Annotated in this window: 16 protein-coding genes and 1 riboswitch; of the genes, 9 read left to right on the top strand and 7 right to left on the bottom strand. The window is 65.6% G+C overall.

Annotated features, from left to right (window positions below; translation table 11 throughout):
* On the top strand, positions 1-2487 hold a 2487-nt coding region (locus ABZW74_RS05120), incomplete at its 5' end, for an error-prone DNA polymerase (protein WP_355274556.1).
* A 10-nt stretch (positions 2488-2497) separates the two neighbouring features.
* Positions 2498-2725 carry a DUF167 domain-containing protein gene (locus ABZW74_RS05115; RefSeq protein WP_240856684.1) on the top strand — a complete coding sequence of 76 codons (228 nt, stop codon included), beginning with the start codon at positions 2498-2500 and terminating at the stop codon, positions 2723-2725.
* A gap of 51 nt (positions 2726-2776) precedes the next feature.
* On the opposite strand, the gene ABZW74_RS05110 is transcribed toward ABZW74_RS05115, so the two are convergent.
* The 3 genes from ABZW74_RS05110 to ABZW74_RS05100 all read right to left on the bottom strand — a co-directional run bounded on the left by ABZW74_RS05110 (position 2777) and on the right by ABZW74_RS05100 (position 4736).
* Complete coding sequence (locus ABZW74_RS05110) at positions 2777-3241, bottom strand: tRNA (cytidine(34)-2'-O)-methyltransferase (RefSeq protein WP_355274568.1); 465 nt, start codon at positions 3239-3241, stop codon at positions 2777-2779.
* A gap of 342 nt (positions 3242-3583) precedes the next feature.
* Positions 3584-3784 carry a hypothetical protein gene (locus tag ABZW74_RS05105; RefSeq protein WP_355274551.1) on the bottom strand — a complete coding sequence of 67 codons (201 nt, stop codon included), beginning with the start codon at positions 3782-3784 and terminating at the stop codon, positions 3584-3586.
* 37 nt (positions 3785-3821) lie between these two features.
* Positions 3822-4736, bottom strand: coding sequence for a serine/threonine dehydratase (locus ABZW74_RS05100; protein ID WP_355274565.1), 915 nt, complete (start codon positions 4734-4736; stop codon positions 3822-3824).
* Between the two features lie 68 nt (positions 4737-4804).
* Between ABZW74_RS05100 and ABZW74_RS05095 the strand changes: the two genes are divergently transcribed.
* The 3 genes from ABZW74_RS05095 (at position 4805) to ABZW74_RS05085 (ending at position 7637) form a co-directional block, all read left to right on the top strand.
* Positions 4805-5677: a bifunctional methylenetetrahydrofolate dehydrogenase/methenyltetrahydrofolate cyclohydrolase gene (locus ABZW74_RS05095; protein WP_240856686.1), complete on the top strand. Its 873-nt coding sequence runs from the start codon at positions 4805-4807 to the stop codon at positions 5675-5677.
* Positions 5674-5997 carry a DUF3017 domain-containing protein gene (locus tag ABZW74_RS05090; RefSeq protein ID WP_240856687.1) on the top strand — a complete coding sequence of 108 codons (324 nt, stop codon included), beginning with the start codon at positions 5674-5676 and terminating at the stop codon, positions 5995-5997. The genes ABZW74_RS05095 and ABZW74_RS05090 overlap by 4 nt, the downstream gene beginning before the upstream one ends.
* A 206-nt stretch (positions 5998-6203) precedes the next feature.
* Positions 6204-7637, top strand: coding sequence for an Hsp70 family protein (locus ABZW74_RS05085; RefSeq protein ID WP_355274546.1), 1434 nt, complete (start codon positions 6204-6206; stop codon positions 7635-7637).
* Positions 7638-7865: 228 nt separating this feature from the next.
* On the opposite strand, the gene ABZW74_RS05080 is transcribed toward ABZW74_RS05085, so the two are convergent.
* Together ABZW74_RS05080 and ABZW74_RS05075 are read right to left on the bottom strand one after the other, a co-directional pair.
* The gene (locus ABZW74_RS05080; protein WP_355274543.1) at positions 7866-9014 is read right to left on the bottom strand and encodes a homoserine O-acetyltransferase; all 1149 of its coding nucleotides are present in this window, start codon (positions 9012-9014) and stop codon (positions 7866-7868) included.
* A gap of 23 nt (positions 9015-9037) precedes the next feature.
* A complete protein-coding gene (locus ABZW74_RS05075) occupies positions 9038-10363 on the bottom strand; it encodes a bifunctional o-acetylhomoserine/o-acetylserine sulfhydrylase (protein WP_240856690.1) in 1326 nt (441 codons plus the stop codon).
* A gap of 60 nt (positions 10364-10423) precedes the next feature.
* Positions 10424-10545, bottom strand: a riboswitch (SAM riboswitch).
* Positions 10546-10795: 250 nt separating this feature from the next.
* Here ABZW74_RS05075 and ABZW74_RS05070 point away from each other — a divergent pair.
* The 3 genes from ABZW74_RS05070 to ABZW74_RS05060 all read left to right on the top strand — a co-directional run bounded on the left by ABZW74_RS05070 (position 10796) and on the right by ABZW74_RS05060 (position 14965).
* Positions 10796-12766, top strand: a complete 1971-nt coding sequence (locus ABZW74_RS05070) for a PE-PPE domain-containing protein (protein WP_355274540.1) — start codon at positions 10796-10798, stop codon at positions 12764-12766.
* Positions 12767-12795: 29 nt separating this feature from the next.
* Positions 12796-13611 carry a hypothetical protein gene (locus tag ABZW74_RS05065; protein WP_240856692.1) on the top strand — a complete coding sequence of 272 codons (816 nt, stop codon included), beginning with the start codon at positions 12796-12798 and terminating at the stop codon, positions 13609-13611.
* A gap of 79 nt (positions 13612-13690) precedes the next feature.
* The gene (locus tag ABZW74_RS05060; protein WP_355274536.1) at positions 13691-14965 is read left to right on the top strand and encodes an MFS transporter; all 1275 of its coding nucleotides are present in this window, start codon (positions 13691-13693) and stop codon (positions 14963-14965) included.
* Here ABZW74_RS05060 and bfr read toward each other — a convergent pair.
* The gene (gene bfr, locus ABZW74_RS05055) at positions 14923-15408 is read right to left on the bottom strand and encodes a bacterioferritin (protein ID WP_240856694.1); all 486 of its coding nucleotides are present in this window, start codon (positions 15406-15408) and stop codon (positions 14923-14925) included. The genes ABZW74_RS05060 and bfr overlap by 43 nt on opposite strands.
* Positions 15409-15511: 103 nt before the next feature.
* On the bottom strand, positions 15512-15691 hold the full coding sequence (locus ABZW74_RS05050) for a (2Fe-2S)-binding protein (protein WP_240856695.1): 180 nt from the start codon (positions 15689-15691) through the stop codon (positions 15512-15514).
* Positions 15692-15815: 124 nt separating this feature from the next.
* Here ABZW74_RS05050 and ABZW74_RS05045 point away from each other — a divergent pair, with 124 nt between their 5' ends.
* Positions 15816-16652 (top strand): exodeoxyribonuclease III, encoded by an 837-nt coding sequence (locus ABZW74_RS05045; RefSeq protein ID WP_355274531.1) that lies wholly within the window; start codon positions 15816-15818, stop codon positions 16650-16652.
* Positions 16653-16667: the final 15 nt, after the last annotated feature.

Raw genomic sequence — 16667 nt, 5'->3', positions numbered from 1 at the left:
GTGACGACGGTGGCCACCACCGGCGCGCACTTCGCTGGTCCGCGGCGCCGGAAGCTGGCGATGGCCATGGCGGCAGCGCGTGCGCGCACCGACATCGAGACCATCGCCGGCTGGATGCCGGGTGTCGCGGGTGCGCATCTGCGCAGTGGCGACGAGATGGCCCGTCTGCTCCCGGCCCACCGTGACGCCATCGACAACGCGGTCGGGCTGGCCGCCGACTGCGCCTTCGAACTGGGATTGATCGCGCCGGAGCTACCGCCGTTCGACGTCCCGGACGGACACACCGAGATCAGCTGGCTGCGAGAGATGACGATGACCCGGGCTCGTCGCAGATACGGCACCCCGACCGAGCATCCACAGGCGTATCGGCAGATCGAACACGAACTGGCCATCATCGAGACGCTCACCTTTCCCGGCTACTTCCTCGTCGTCGCCGACATCGTCGACTTCTGCAAGGACAACGACATCCTGTGTCAGGGTCGGGGGAGTGCCGCGAACTCTGCCGTCTGTTACGCACTGGGCATCACCAACGTCGATCCGGTGGCCAACAAGTTGCTGTTCGAACGGTTCCTCTCACCGGAGCGCGACGGGCCTCCCGACATCGACGTCGACATCGAGTCCGACCGTCGTGAAGAGGCCATCCAGTATGTGTACCGGCGCTACGGCCGTGATTTCAGCGCCCAGGTGGCCAATGTCATCACCTATCGGGGTAAATCGGCGATCCGGGACATGGCGCGCGCGCTCGGATATGGCACCGGCCAGCAGGATGCGTGGAGCCGGACGCCACAGGATGCCCCCGACGATGTGACGGAACTGGCCGGTGAGATCCTCGGTATGCCAAGGCATCTGGGCATCCATTCCGGTGGCATGGTGATCTGCGACCGTCCGATCGCCGACGTGTGTCCCACCGAGTGGGCTCGGATGGAGAATCGCAGCGTCCTGCAATGGGACAAGGATGATTGCGCCGCGATCGGGCTGGTGAAATTCGATCTGCTCGGACTGGGCATGCTGTCGGCTCTGCACTATGCGATCGATCTGCTCGCCGAACACAAGGGCATCGAGGTCGATCTTGCCAAGCTGGACCTGACCGAACCCGCCGTGTACGAAATGCTTTGTCGCGCAGACTCTGTCGGGGTGTTTCAGGTGGAGTCACGTGCCCAGATGGCCACGCTCCCGCGGCTGCGTCCACGCACCTTCTACGACCTGGTGGTGGAGGTGGCACTCATCCGCCCCGGCCCCATCCAGGGCGGCTCGGTGCACCCATACATCCGGCGGCGCAACGGACTTGAGAAACCCACCGTCGAGCATCCGTCGATGAACAAGGCGCTCGAGCGCACTCTCGGGGTACCGCTCTTTCAGGAGCAGCTCATGCAGTTGGCGGTCGACGTCGCGGGGTTCGACGCCGCGGGGGCCGACCAGTTGCGTCGGGCGATGGGTTCCAAACGCTCGCCGGAGCGGATGGAACAGCTCCGCAGACGGTTCTACGACGGTATGCGAGAATTACACGGCATCACCGGCGACGTCGCCGACCGCGTCTATGAGAAGATGGCCGCCTTCGCCAATTTCGGCTTCCCGGAGAGTCATTCGCAGAGTTTCGCATCGCTCGTCTTCTATTCGTCGTGGTTCAAGTTGCACCATCCGGCGGCGTTCTGCGCGGCGTTGCTGCGGGCGCAGCCGATGGGGTTCTACTCGCCGCAAACACTGGTCGCCGACGCGCGACGGCACGGCGTGACGGTTCATCGTCCGGACATCAACCTCTCGCTGCCCTACGCGACGCTGGAGAATCAGGGGCTCGAGGTGCGTCTGGGACTCGACGGTGTGCGTGGTGTGGGCACCGAGGTGGCCGAACGCATAGTCGCCGGGCGGACGGCTGGTCCCTACCGCGACATCACCGATGTGTCGCGGCGGGCAGAGCTGACGACGCGGGAGCTCGAAGGGCTGGCCGGTGCAGGTGCTTTCGACGTCTTCGGGGTCAGCAGACGTCAGGCGTTGTGGGAGGCGGGCGCCGCCGCAACGGTGCGCGACGATCAGCTGCCGCTGGCCTCGGCTGCGGCGACGCCCACACTGCCCGGTTTGTCCGATATCGAACTGGCTGCGACCGATGCATGGGCGACCGGGATCACACCGACGTCGTATCCGACCCAGTTCCTGCGCCCGCGACTCGCGGCGATGGGAGTGATCGCCGCCGAGAGGCTATTGTCTGTACCGGACGGTTCTCGCGTCGTGGTCGGTGGTGCAGTGACACATCGGCAGCGACCGGCAACCGCTTCGGGTGTCACGTTCATCAATCTCGAGGACGAGACCGGGATGGTCAACGTGGTCTGTTCGGTGGGCCTGTGGGCCAGATATCGTGAGCTGGCGCAGTCCGCGTCGGCGTTACTCGTCCGCGGCAAGGTGCAAAATGCGGAGGGTGCAGTAACTGTGGTTGCAGATCGACTGCAGCGCATGGATCTTCGTGTGGGGACGAGGTCCAGGGATTGGCACTGAAAGGGGAGTTATGCCGCAGCAGGTGGTGGTGACGGTGAAGCCGAACAGCCGCAAGGGGCCGCTGGTGGAGACCGGGCCCGACGGATCGGTCACCATCTACGTCCGCGAACCGGCCCTGGAGGGCCGGGCGAACAAGGCTGTGGCGGAGTTGCTCGCCAAGCACCTCGGCGTACCCAAGACCAAGGTCGCACTGGTGGGCGGCGCAACCGCCCGCACCAAGCGCTTCCGTGTTGGCTGAGTGTCAATCACGCTCTCGATCAACAGAATTCACTCTGGGGTTGCCCGGAGTTCAGATCGCTCCGCGAAAGCCGTGCTGACGCCAGGCCTCGTATATCGCGATGCTCGCCGCGTTGGCGAGGTTGTGGGAGCGGCGTCCGGCCAGCATGGGGATCCGCACGCGATCGGTGATCTCCGGGTCGGCGAGGACCTCGTCGGGTAGGCCGGTGGGTTCGGGGCCGAACAGCAGGACGTCGCCGGGTGCGTAGTCGACATCGGTGTGGAAGCGTTCGGCATGTGCGGTGAAGGCGAACACGCGTTCCGGCTTCAGTGTGGTCCACGCCGTGATCAGATTGGGATGCACTGTCACCGTGGCCATCTCGTGATAGTCGAGCCCGGCCCGCTTGACCTGGGCGTCGGTCATCGTGAATCCGAGCGGCTCGATCAGATGCAGCTCGCACCCGGTGTTGGCGGCCAACCGGATGGCATTGCCCGTGTTCGGCGGGATGCACGGCTGATAGAACATGATGCGGAACAAGCGGGCCATCCTTTGTGTCGAGCGTGTACCGGTGAATCTACGTCTCTCCGCCGGCCGAGATGCGCGGAGCCCTCCTCCCGCTGGCTGAGCCTGGATAAATCTGGGCCCAAAACTTCCGCTGCCTGAGGTGCGACGAGCGCTAGCGAGGAGCCTCGAAGGCCTGGTGACCGTCGCTATCTGGCCGCCCAATTAACCTGTCTCACCACGACCCCTCGAGGCTCGCAAGCTCGCACCTCAGGGAGCGGTAGGAGCCCGCACCGGTAGTGGCTGTCATGCCGCGCGGCCCCGCCGAAGGTTCGACGGGGCCACACGAAGGAGAGAGATGCGGGTGTCAGAAGAGCGTCACTGCCAGGTCCAGATCCACCGGCGGTTGCGCGAATCGTAGCGGCGCACACGGCGACGACGCCGTGCCGGCGGCTGGGGCTGACGGTTGTTGTTCTTCGGCTGGGGAGTCGGCATTGACTGGCCTTTCTCGTTGGGGAGTTCCTCGATCGGGAACTCGCTGACACCAACGACTTTGCGCTCTGAAGCTGCCAAGGCCATCGACGCACTCTGGGAGATCGCTGAGCGTTGGAGAGTGTCAGAGATCAAGCGTCGTGTTCGCCCCGCACAGCACGACACACAGCGTCGAATCCTCTTGTGGCCGAACCTGTCCGGTCATGATCGCGGCGACCGACGAGGCCGTGCCGTGTTCGACGAGGATGCGGTGGTCGCGCCACAGTTGCGCACGTGCGGCGATGATGTCGTCGTCGGTGACGATGACGCTGGACACCTGCCGGTTGCCGGACACCAGATCCCAGCAGATGTCGCCCACCTCGGTGGCGCCGAGGGAATCGGCGGCGACGCTGTCGAGTTCCGTCGGTACCGGCACTCCCGCAGCGAGTGCCTGATGCAGGCACGACGCCCCGACCGGCTCGACCCCGATCACCCGGTCGCCGGGCCGTAGGGCTGCTGTCAGACCCGCGAGCAGCCCGCCGCCGCCGACGCAGGCGACGGTGGTGACCGGACCGTCGAGGTCGTCGGCGATCTCGAGTTCGATGGTGCCGGCACCGGCGACGATGTCGGGAAGGTCGTAGGCATGGAGTCTGAGTGCGCCGCGATCGTCTGCCATCGCGTGCGCGGCCTCGGCGGCCTGCGCATACCGATCGCCGACGAGGTGCACGTCCGCGCCGAGAGCACGCAGCGTGTCGACCTTGACCTGCGGAGCGGTGACGGGCACGACGACCGTGCACGACGCGCCGACCAGCCGCGCCGCCCAGGCCGCCCCGATCGCGGCGTTGCCACCCGAGGCGACCACCACACCGGCCGACGACAGCAAGCCCGATTCGCGGGCAGCGAGAACGGCGTTGAGACTCCCGCGAGCCTTGAAGGATCCGCCGAGCTGCAGATACTCGAGCTTGAACGCCACCTCGACCGAGCCGTTGACGGTCTCCATCGGCGCTCGGAGAATCGGTGTCCGACGCAGCCGGCCCTCGATCCGCAACCGAGCCGCCATCACTGCTCCGAGGTTGACTGCCACCCGTCCGACCATAGTGCTGCGCTCGGGGTGGAAGAATGTCCGGCGTGACTGCGATACGACTCGATGGCAAGACCACCCGCGACGAGATCTTTGCCGATCTGTCCGAACGGGTCGACAAGCTGCGGGCCGCAGGCGTGTTCCCCGGGCTGGGGACGGTCCTGGTCGGCAATGATCCCGGGTCACAGTCGTACGTGAAGGGCAAGCACGCCGACTGCGCGCGGATCGGCGTCGAATCGATCCGCAAGGACCTGCCGGAGGATGCCACCACCGACGAGCTCAACGCGGCGATCGACGAGCTCAACGCCGATCCCACGTGCACCGGATACATCGTGCAGCTGCCACTGCCGCGTCATCTCGATGAGAACGCCGCCCTCGAGCGCATCGATCCCGAGAAGGACGCCGACGGCCTGCACCCCATCAATCTGGGCCGCCTGGTTCTCGGTAAGGAGTCGACGCTGCCGTGCACTCCGCGTGGCGTGATCCACCTGCTGCGCCGCTACGACATCCCGATCGCCGGCGCACGCGTGACGGTCGTCGGCCGCGGAGTGACCATCGGTCGGCCGATCGGTCTGCTACTGACCCGGCGCAGTGAGAATGCGACGGTGACGCTCTGCCATACGGGAACCCGCGACCTGGCCGCCGAGGTGTCGCGGGCCGACATCGTGATCGCCGCGGCAGGTGTCGGCCACCTCATCACCGCCGACATGGTCAAACCGGGTGCCGCAGTGATCGACGTGGGCGTCAGCCGCACCGACGCCGGCCTGGTGGGTGACGTCCACCCCGACGTCTGGGAGGTCGCCGGATTCGTCTCCCCGAATCCCGGTGGCGTGGGACCGCTGACCCGCGCATTCCTCCTCGTCAACGTCGTGGAACGGGCCGAGGCGATCCTCGCCGGGCAGGGGACAGGCCGGCGATGAGCGCCCGGACGGACCCCCGCGTCGAGCAGCTACGGCATGCGCGGCGGATTCGTTCGTATCTCATCCAGATTCCGTACCTGCTCGTCATGGCAGGCGTGGTTGCTGCGGCATTGCTCGTCCTGTTCGACCGCTGGCGGCGAGGGTCTTTTGTCTTCGGCGCAGCATTGCTGGTCGGTGCCGTACTGCGGGCTCTCATCCCGTCGTCGCGGGCCGGATTGCTGCAGGTTCGCGGTAAACCTTTCGACGTCGTGGCCATGGCAAGTGTGGGCGGTCTCATGCTCTGGCTGGCCACGTCGATCGACTCGTTGGGCACGAATTGATTACAATAGATACCTGAGCGTGACCTTGGGGTGTGTTCCGGTCGCGCGACCAGGCATTATCCGCGTGCTGTCGCCGAGTTCGACGACCGACAGGATCCGCGGTGAGCGCAACCGACCACCAGGGGAGCAGTATCACTTCGCCAACGAGCCGAGACCCGAACTTGATCGGCGCATCGACGTCGATGGGCGTCTCTGCGGGTGGTGGCATGATTCACGTCGTCCTGCTCACGCACGACGACGTGGGTCGCAGCGAGGTCGAGTCACGAGTCATCGACGTCGACGAGAGCGACGGCCTCGACACCGCCGGCCGCGTGAACGCCGGCGTCGATCTGATGCTCGCCGCGGCGCGCGACGCGGAACTGCGGGTGGGCCCGATCGGTGTGACCGCCCGGACAGGTAGCCAACGACGCCGCCTGCGCTCACGTGGCAGCGGAAAGCGTCGACAGGTCCGCTTGGTTCCCGAAGAGGAGTCGACGGTGGCCTATCTGTCCGAAACCGGGCAGATCGACCGTTTCGGCTCGGTGGTGGTGGTCGACGCCGGGGACACCGGGATGTCCATGTACACCGTCGACCCTCACAACGGCCGCGTGTCGGGCCTGTCGCGCTCCGAGGTGATGAGCGGTCGGAAACTCGACCGGGCGCTCGCCGACGCGGTGTCTGATGGCGCTGCGGGGACCGAGGTGCCGCGCGGTCGGGTCGGCCGGAGTGCGCTGTTGAGCGCGTGCCGCACGGCCAAAGAGGAAATCGTTTACGGCTCAGCCGAACCCGGGGCGTCGTCGGTGACACTTGCCGACGGCTCAGGGCGACTGTCGTTGTCGGCGTCGACGGTGGAACGTACTGCCACGCCCATGGTCGACAAGGCGCGAAAGGTGTTGGGCAAATACATCTCCGACGCAGCCTTGAACGGGGGCGCGCCCGAGGCGGTCGTCCTCGTCGGTGGTCTGGCGAACCTGCCGGTCATCGAGGGGATGGCCGACGACTCCGGCCTCGAGGTCATCCGGCCGGCGTCGCCAGAGCTGGCCTCGGCGACGGGCGCCGCGCTCCTCGCGCAATACAACCGGGTCGGCGTCGCTCGGCTGGCGTTCATCGGCGGTCGCCGAGATCGCGAATGGCTGTCCACCACACCACTTGCCGTGGCAGGCGCGATTCTCGCAGCTGCCATGATGACGATCTACGCGGTGAGTTCGTCGCTCACCGGAAACAATGTGCCCGAGCCGACGCCGCTACCCGCGACGTCCTCGGTCGTCAGCCGACCCGTGGGGACCTCGATGCCGGCGACCACCGAGCGCACACTGACCACGACCACCACCCTGCCGACGACGTTCGTGCCGGTGCCCCCGCCGACCTACACCCAACCCGGGGTGACCGACCCGCCGGGCTGGGCTACCACCGAGCTGACGCAGACCACCACACAGTCGACCACCACGCGCACGTTGTCGCCGTTCCCGTTGCCCTCGTTGCCATTTCCGCCGAAGAGTACCCCGCCGACCATACCGCCGGGCCTGCTCCCGCCGGGGATTCTGCCCCAGACGACCAAGACGCCGCCCCCTCCGCCGGTGTCGCCGCTGCGTCAGGCGCCGAGTCGATCGGCGACGCCTCCTACCGGGCCGACCACACCGAGTACCACTCCCGCGCGCTGAGCTTCCCTTCCGCCGGCTATGTACGAGCGTCGAGGCCGCCCGCCGCCGCTGCTGGCGCTTTCTATCGCTGCCTGAGGTGCGACGAGCGCTAGCGAGGACCTCGAAGGCCTGGTGACCGTCGCTCCTTGGTCGTCGAAGCACTCTGTCTCACTTGCCCTTCGAGGCTCTCGGCTAGCGCCTCGAGCACCTCAGGGAGCGGAAGGGCCCCTCACCTCTCAGGCGGTCGGCTCAGGTGCGCGCGAGGTTCACCGTCTGCTTGAGCAGGTCGCTGATAGCGTCGAACTCGGTGAGGAAGCCGTCGTGCCCCTTGTCGGAGCGGAGGACCTGCAGCCCGCCGACGCAGTTGCCGAGTTCCTCGGCGAGTTCGACCTGTAACCGCAACGGGTACAGGCGATCTGAGTCGATGCCGCCGACAATGGTCGGCACCTGACACGAGTTGAGCGCTGCCGTGACGCCACCGCGTCCGCGTCCGACGTCGTGGTGGTTGAGTACTTCGCTGAGGACGACGTAGCTGCCCGGATCGAATCGTTCCTTGAGCTTCTCGGCTTGGTGCTCGAGATAGCTCTGCATCGCGTAACGTCCACCCTCCAATGGGTTTTCGTCGCCCTGAGGTGCATTCGCGAACCGCTCGTCGAGTTCCACCTCGCTGCGGTAGGTGAGATGTGCGATGCGCCGCGCGATACCCATGCCGGTCAACGGCTGTGCACCGGTGGCGTGGTAGTCACCGCCCTGCCAGTTCGGGTCGGCCTTGATGGCGGCGATTTGTGTTGTCTGCGTGCCGATCTGGTCGGCGGTGGCTCGTGCACCGACGGCGAGCACCAGTGCGCTGCGCACTCTGTCGGGGTATTCGATTGCCCACTCGAGAGCCCGCGCACCTCCCATCGAACCGCCGAGAACCGCTCCGACGCTGCGGATTCCGAGTCGGTCCATGAGTGCGACCTCGGCCCTGACCTGGTCGAGCACGCTGATCTGGGGGAAGCGCGAACCCCACGGAACCCCGTCGGCGTCGAGCGATGCGGGACCGGTGGATCCACGGCAGCCGCCGAGAACGTTGGCCGAGATCACGCACCACTCGTCGGTGTCGATGGCGCAGCCGGGGCCGATCAGTCCGTCCCACCATCCGGGGGAGGCGTGATGTGCGTCGGCCGGGCCGGTGACATGCGAATCACCGGTCAGTGCATGCAAAGTGAGGATGACGTTGTCGCGCGACGGCGACAACGTCCCCCAGCGTTGGAACGCCAGGGTGACGTTGTCGATCTGCTCGCCGCTGTCCAGCGGTATCGACCCGACCGGGACACTGATCAGCTGCCCGTCTGGGGCGTTCTCCCAGTCGGGCTGATCGGCTTGTTCCGTCCGCCGGTCGATGCTCACCGACACCGCTGTCACACTCCTGTCTGTCGTTACTTCGCTGCCGCGAATCCGGTTTCGAGGTCGGCGAGGATGTCGTCGATACCCTCGATGCCGACCGCGAGCCGCACGAGGCCCGGGGTGACGCCGGCGGCCAGTTGTTCGTCGGGGACGAGTTGGCTGTGCGTCGTCGACGCCGGATGGATGACCAGCGAACGCACGTCGCCGATGTTGGCGACGTGGCTGTGCAATGTCAGCGCGTCGACGAACTTCTTGCCCGCGTCGACGCCGCCGGCGATCTCGAAGCCGATGATCGCGCCCTGGCCCTTGGGGAGCAGCTTCTGGCCGCGCTCGTACCAGGCCGAGCTGGTCAGGCCGGCGTAGGCGACCGACTCGACCTGCGCGTGGTCGTTGAGGAACTCCGCCACGCGCTGGGCGTTGGCCACGTGCCGCTCGATGCGCAGGCTCAGCGTCTCGAGTCCCTGCGCGAGCAGGAAGGCGTTGAACGGCGAGATGGCCGCACCGGTGTCACGCAACCACTGCACGCGTGCCTTGAGTGCGTAGGCGGGCGCGCCCAGGTCGGCGAACACGGCGCCGTGGTAGCTGGGGTCGGGGGTGGTGAAGCCGGGGAACAGGTCCTGACCGTCGCGCTGCACGCGCCAGTCGAAGGTGCCGCCGTCGACGATCACGCCACCGATCGCGGTGCCGTGGCCGCCGATGTACTTGGTGGCCGAGTGCACCACGATGTCGGCGCCGTGGGCGAGCGGGTTCAGCAGGTACGGCGTGGCAACGGTGTTGTCGACGATGAGGGGCAGTCCGTTGCGGTGGGCGACCTCGGAAATACCTTCGACGTCGAGGATTTCGTTGTTCGGGTTGGAGATGGTCTCACCGAACAGTGCGCGGGTGTTGTCGCGGATGGCGGCCTGCCACGAGTCGAGATCCTCGGGATCGTCGACGAAGCTCACCTCGATGCCCAGCTTGGGCAGGGTGTAGTGGAAGAGGTTGTAGGTGCCGCCGTACAGACGCGGGCTCGACACCACGTGTCCGCCGGTCTCCACGATGTTGAGGATCGCGTAGGTCTCGGCGGCCTGACCCGACGCCAGCAGCAGAGCTGCGACGCCACCCTCGAGAGCGGCAATCCGCTGCTCGACGGCATCCTGCGTCGGATTCATGATGCGCGTGTAGATGTTGCCGGGTTCGGCGAGGCCGAAGAGGTTGGCGGCGTGGGTGGTGTCGTTGAACGTGTAAGACGTGGTCTGGTAGATCGGCAGTGCGCGTGCGTTGGTCGCCGGGTCGGGACCCTGGCCGGCGTGGATCTGCTTGGTCTCGAAGCTCCAGTTGTCCGCTGGATTCTGGCCGTCGTTGGCTACGTCAGACATGGGGGAATGATCTCTTTCTACGGTCGGCAGGGAATTGACCCTGTTGGGGTCCGACCTTCGGACCCGCGCTTGCCGGGGAGTCGCTTTCGCGGTCCCACAACCCGGTCATCACCCGGAGCACCCCACCGCGGTTGGAGGGTTGCCGATCAGCGAGCCGGGGCTTGGCGCTGATGCTCATGACCTGGCGTCAAGGATATAACACGCGGATCTGTCCGAGAGAACCCTCCTACTCGGGGTGGGTCGAACCTCGGAGGGCTGTAGTCCGACCGGGTGAACTGCATGAATCCGTATCCCAAAAGCCCAGTTCGAGATCGTTAGCTTTGCTACTTATACTTCGCGTTTCGCGATCGTGGATCTAACATCATCTCAGCCCCGGGTCTCGACAGAAACCCCCCCGCTCTGCGTCCCGGGTTGGACGAAAGACTGGAACAAATGTCTGATCGGCCCGTCGCCGCAGCCGGATCCCCTTCATCCAACTTCTCTGTGTCGCACCGATCGGCCGTCGTGCTGGTCGCGCTCGTATCCGCGCTTGCGGTGGTGATTGCGTACTGCTTGCCGGGAGTGGTCGGGCAGGCGCGGGCTACTGAATGCACTTCGAATGGTGCGGTTGTCATCGTCGGCGGAACCAATGACCCTGATGCCAAGGCGCTGGTCGGGGTTGAGCAGAGGTACACCAGTGGTTGGGCTGGCTACACACCCCATGCGTCGAAGCCATACGACGTCATTTACGCCGATTATCCGACGACGCTGTGGCCGCTCGGTGCGGCCGGATACGACGACAGCGTTTCGCAAGGGCGATCGTCGACCAAGTCAGCAATCGCGAGTTACAGCCAGGCTTGTCCGGGGAAGCCGATTGTCGTGGCTGGGTACTCACAGGGAGCGCGAGTCGCTGGAGATGTCCTGGCGGAGATCGGCAACTCGCCATCTGCCGATCAGGACGGGGACATCGTCGAAGGTGGTGAGTACTGGCTCGTAGACGTGAATGGAACTCCCGATGATCTGACCGACGATGTCGTGATCGACAAGTACGTGCGTGACGAGAACGGAGCCATCGTCTATAAGGACGGTGAGCCGGTCTCGTCCATCACAGGTGAGTTGTACTCAGACCCTCGCCAGGCCGGTAACAAGGAAGGTCGGGGTATCGAGCTATCGCTGGTCGGCGTGATTCCTGGTCTCACGATGCAAGGCTCACGCGGCACCGACGACGAAGACCCCGGCTTCGGCGAACTAAACGACAACGTCACCTCGGTGTGCGTCGATGGCGATCCCATCTGCGATCTGCCCGATCCGCTCTACGACCCGATCGGTGCCATCGACGGCCTACTCGGCTACTTCACGAAGCACGGGCTGTACCCGTACCAGATGTACCTGGACCCAAACCTTGGGAAAGATGACAGTGGCGAGTGGACGACCGGGCGCACGATTGTCTGTGAAGACAACATCTGCCGTGTCTCGGCCGACTCCGCGTTCGTCGAGCTGATCCAGCAGGGGGCGAACGCGATCGGACTCAGCTCGATCACGGTGCCAGACTTCCTCAAAGATCGGCCGACCCTCGACATCCCGTTCGGTCTTGAACTCGCGCATTTCGGCGATCTCACCCGACTCGTGGGCGGCCTACTGCCGCCACTACCGAAGCTTGGCTACGGTGCGTACTTGCCCAGCCTGTTCGTCGTCACCGACATCATCGACGGCATCGTGGGTCTGCAGCCTGCGCTGATCAAGCGTGGCGTCGAAGAGTTCGCGAAAAGCGTGGTGAGCATCGCGCTATATCCCGTGAACGTCGTTCGCTACTGGTCGGGGCTCGACATCGTCGCGCCGACGCCGTACATCCAGCCGCCAAACCACACTGCGAGCACCCTGCAGGTGACTAACGCGGTCAACGCCTTGTACAGCCTGGCTGACACATCCGGAGAGCCAGTGGACGATGAAGCTGCCGACGAGGGGCAGCAGGTGACTGCGCTTCGCCAAACAACGCCTGACGAGTCTGTTGTTCCCCCTGCCGGCGATGACACTGGCAACCCGCCGAATGGCGACGACGAGGGCGCAAAGAAGAACGATCCTGTTGTTCCGCAATCGAACCAGCCGGTGGTCAATCCCACTCCCGGCCCCGAAGGCAACGGTGAGGGCGACCCAGGCGCCCCGGACCCCGAGAACCAGAACCCTGGCACGCCAGGACCCGGCAATGAGAACGCCGGTAACCCGGGCGGGCAGACACCTCCCGCTGGCGAGGGCGGCGAGCCGGACGGCGAGGCGGGTGCCGATCCCGATCAGAACGTCACCGACAACGATGGCGGCGACAAGAAGGACGGCGAGAAGAAGGACGGCGAGAAGAAGAACGACGGCAACACACCGTCCGGCAACGGCAACGCGCCTTCTGGCGGCGACGACTCAGACGACAGCTGAGAAGTAGAAACACAAGGTCGGGGGACCGCATGACAACCAGATCAGCAACGATCGTCGTGCTGTTGACAGCAATGCTCGCCGCTCTGCTCACGACTGCGTCGGCTCAGGCTCGTCCGAGCGACGCGTGCGCCGGGAAGGGGCTCGTCGTCGTGGTCAACGGCACCAACGACGACCCGCCGCCCGACACGACGCCCGCGGTGGCGCGCTATCAGCGCATGGGATATCGGGCTCACACGTTGGTCTATCCGGCGACCATCTGGCCGCTGGGGGCGTCGTCCTACGACGACAACGTGCGGCTGGCCGTGCCGCGTCTGGCCCGGTTGCTCGATTGGTGGGTGCGCGCCTGCCCTTCCAAACCTCTTGCGCTGGTGGCTTTCTCGCAGGGATCGCGCATCGTCGGCGATGTGGTTTCTGCTGCCGGTAACGCACGTCCGATCCAGACGCCGAAGGGTCCGGTGACACTCAGGCTCCCGGCCGACAAACTGCGCGTCGAACTGTACGCAGACCCCCGCCGTGACCCGGTTCCCGGTGTGAAGGGTGCCGGCGTGGAGACCCTGTTCCCGAACACGACGGTGTACAACGGCCTCACCATGACCGGTTCTCGTCCCGGCGGGTTTGGGCGACTCACAAGCCGCGTAGTCGAAGTCTGCATCGTCGGAGACCCCATCTGTGACTCGGTGCGTCCACCAGACAACGCGCTGATCCCGACGCTCGTGCTGAGTGTGTTCCGATTCAGCCTGCGTCACACCCGCTACGGACCCGACGCCGACCAGCCGATGGCCAGCGACCCATGGAGGCACGCCACCAACGGCACCTGGATGGCTCCACCGCCCAGAATCGGCTGACGAGCGCACGGTCAACGTGTGAAGGAATTCACGCGTGGTCGGGGAATCGTGCGGGCTGTGCGCGTCGTTGGCTTGGAGCATGTCTCAGATCGCCCCCGGTCAGCAAACCCTCGATCAGCGCTCGCAGAGCCCGGTAGCAGCCGACACCTCGTCGACCGTGCGTCGGTGGGCGATCATCGCGCTCGCGCTGGGTGGCTTCGGGATCGGCACCACCGAGTTCGTGGCCATGGGGCTGCTGCCCAACATCGCCGAGTCGCTCGAGGTCAGCGAACCCACCGCCGCCTACGTCATCTCCGCCTACGCGCTCGGCGTCGTCGTGGGTGCGCCTCTGATCGCGGCACTGACCGCACGCATGTCGCGTCGCACGCTGCTGATCGCCCTGATGACCGCCTTCACCGTCGGAAACCTGGCGACCGTGTTGGCACCCAGCTACGGCCTACTGATCGTCGCCCGATTCGTGGCGGGACTACCGCACGGCGCCTACTTCGGAGTCGCCGCGCTCGTCGCTGCACACCTTGCCGGCCCCCGACACCGCGCCAAGGCGGTCGGGCAGGTGATGCTCGGACTCTCGGTCGCCAACGTCCTCGGCGTTCCCGCTGCGACGTGGCTGGGCGAGACCTTCGGGTGGCGTAGTGCTTTCGCCATCGTGGTGGTGATCGGGCTAGCCACGATCGCGGCGTTGGTCCGCAGCCTGCCGTCGTTGAGCGACATGCGGGTCACCAATCCGATGACCGAACTCGGCGCCCTGTGTCGCGCGCAGGTGTGGTTCACGCTGGCGATCGGCGTCGTCGGATTCGGCGGCATGTTCGCCTTCTACAGCTATCTCAACTCCACGCTGACCACGTTGACCGGGCTGTCGGTGTCGCTCGTGCCGCTCGCGTTGATGCTGTTCGGCATCGGCATGATCGTCGGCAACGTCCTCGGTGGCGCCGCCGCCGACCGTAACGTCACCCTCAGCATTCTCGGTGGTCTGATCATGACCGCGGTCGCGCTCGGACTGTTCGCGGCGTTGGCCCAGAATCCTTGGGCTGCACTCATATTGACCTTCGTCGTCGGTGTGTCCGCAACCGCGATGATCCCGGCGCTGCAGACGCGCCTGATGGACGTCGCCGACGACGCGCAGACTCTCGCAGCCGCACTGAATCACTCGGCGCTCAACATCGCCAACGCGGCGGGCGCCTTCCTCGGCGGAGTGGTGATCGGGGCAGGCTACGGCTACCGCGCGCCGTCGGTGCTCGGCGTGTTCCTCGCGATCGCGGGGATGCTCGTGCTGGGTCTGGCGCTGCTACAAGCGCGCTTCTCGAGTGGCCGTCAGCCGACAGTCGGCGGGGTCGCGACCGACTTGGAGATGTAGAGCGGCTCACCGAGACGCTCGAGCAGTTCGAGTTGGGTCTCCAAGTAGTCGATGTGATGTTCCTCGTCCTTGAGGATCTCCTCGAACAGCTTGGCGCTGGTGATGTCGCCCTTGTCGCGGCACATCTTGATGCCCGGCTTGAGCCTCTCGACCACCTCGATCTCGATCGCGAGGTCCGACTCGAACTGTTCCTTGAGTGTCTGGCCGATCCGCAGCGGAAGCAGCTTCTGGTAGTTCGGCAGCCCCTCCAGGAAGAGGATGCGGTCGGTCAGGATCTCGGCGTGCGTCATCTCCTCGATGGATTCGGCACGTGTCGTCGACGCCAGTTCGGTCAGGCCCCAGTTGGCCTGCATCTTGGCGTGCAAGAAGTACTGGTTGATAGCAGTCAGTTCGCTGGTGAGTTGCTCGTTGAGCAACGCAATGACCTCGTCATCGCCACGCATGGCAGCCTCCGTTCGCCCAGGGGTGTGGAACGAACGTAACACGCCAAAATCCCTCACGCCGCTGATCGCGTGAAGGTGTGAAATCCGTTGTGCCGTATTGAGGTTAGGCTGCGCTGGTTGTGGACATCCTTTCGCCGAGAATCGCGTTCAGCTTGTCGATGCAAGTGCCGCATCCTTCGCCTGCTCCGCATCGCTCGCCGATCGCGTCGGCTGTGATGGCGCCGTCATCGACGTGCTGATGAACCTCGTCGACGGTGACTGCGCGGCAAATGCAAACGAACATGGGAACTCACTTCGGGGCTGGGTTAGGAAAGGGTTGCATAATTTCTGGCTTTCCACAAGGGTTGCCTTACCTATTGCAGTCCTGACCGGCGTCCTGTCGGTGGCCACCCGTAGGCTCGGTCACCGTGTCGATCACGATTTCCACCGTCAATGTCAACGGCATCCGCGCCGCGACGAAACAGCGGTCGGAGGCCAATCGCGGCCTGTCCGCGTGGCTGGCCGAGACCGAGTCCGACGTCGTGCTGCTGCAGGAGATCCGTGCATCCGAGGATCAGGCGCTCGACGTGCTGGCACCGGTGCTCGAGCAGGGCTGGCAGCTCGTCATGAGTGAGTCGGTGGTGAAGGGCCACGCCGGTGTCGGAGTGCTCACGCGCGGCGCGCCGGCCGCCGTCCGGGTCGGGTGCGGCAGCGACGAATTCGACCCGACAGGCCGCTACCTCGAAGTCGACCTCGACACCCCCATCGGACCTCTCACGGCGGCGAGTCTGTACCTTCCCAAGGGCGCCGCACTGACGTCGGACCCCAAGGACATCGCCAAGCACGACGAGAAGGTCCGCTTCATGACGGATTTCGCCGATCATCTGGGCCGGCTGGTGCGTCGCCGACGCCACGTCGTGGTCGGCGGCGACTGGAACATCGCCCATGCCGAGGCAGACATCAAGAACTGGAAGGGCAACCTCAAGAACCCGGGTTTCCTTCCGCACGAACGGGAATGGGTCGGCAATCTGCTCGCATCCGGCTGGTACGACGTGATGCGCGAGCTGTATCCCGACGACGCCGGCCCGTACTCGTGGTGGTCGTGGCGGGGCAAGGCGTTCGACAACGACTCCGGGTGGCGCATCGACTACCCGCTGGCCAACAAGTCCTTGGCGTCGCGGGCCGTGAAGGGTGCGGTGGACCGTGCCGCCGCCTACGACCTGCGGTGGTCCGACCATGCACCGGTCACCGTGAAATTCGAGTGACACCGTCTGAGAGAC

Origin of the sequence: Gordonia sp. NPDC003585, assembly GCF_040610755.1 — a bacterium.
Classification (GTDB): Bacteria; Actinomycetota; Actinomycetes; order Mycobacteriales; family Mycobacteriaceae; genus Gordonia.
This window is presented reverse-complemented; position numbering and strand designations above follow the sequence as displayed.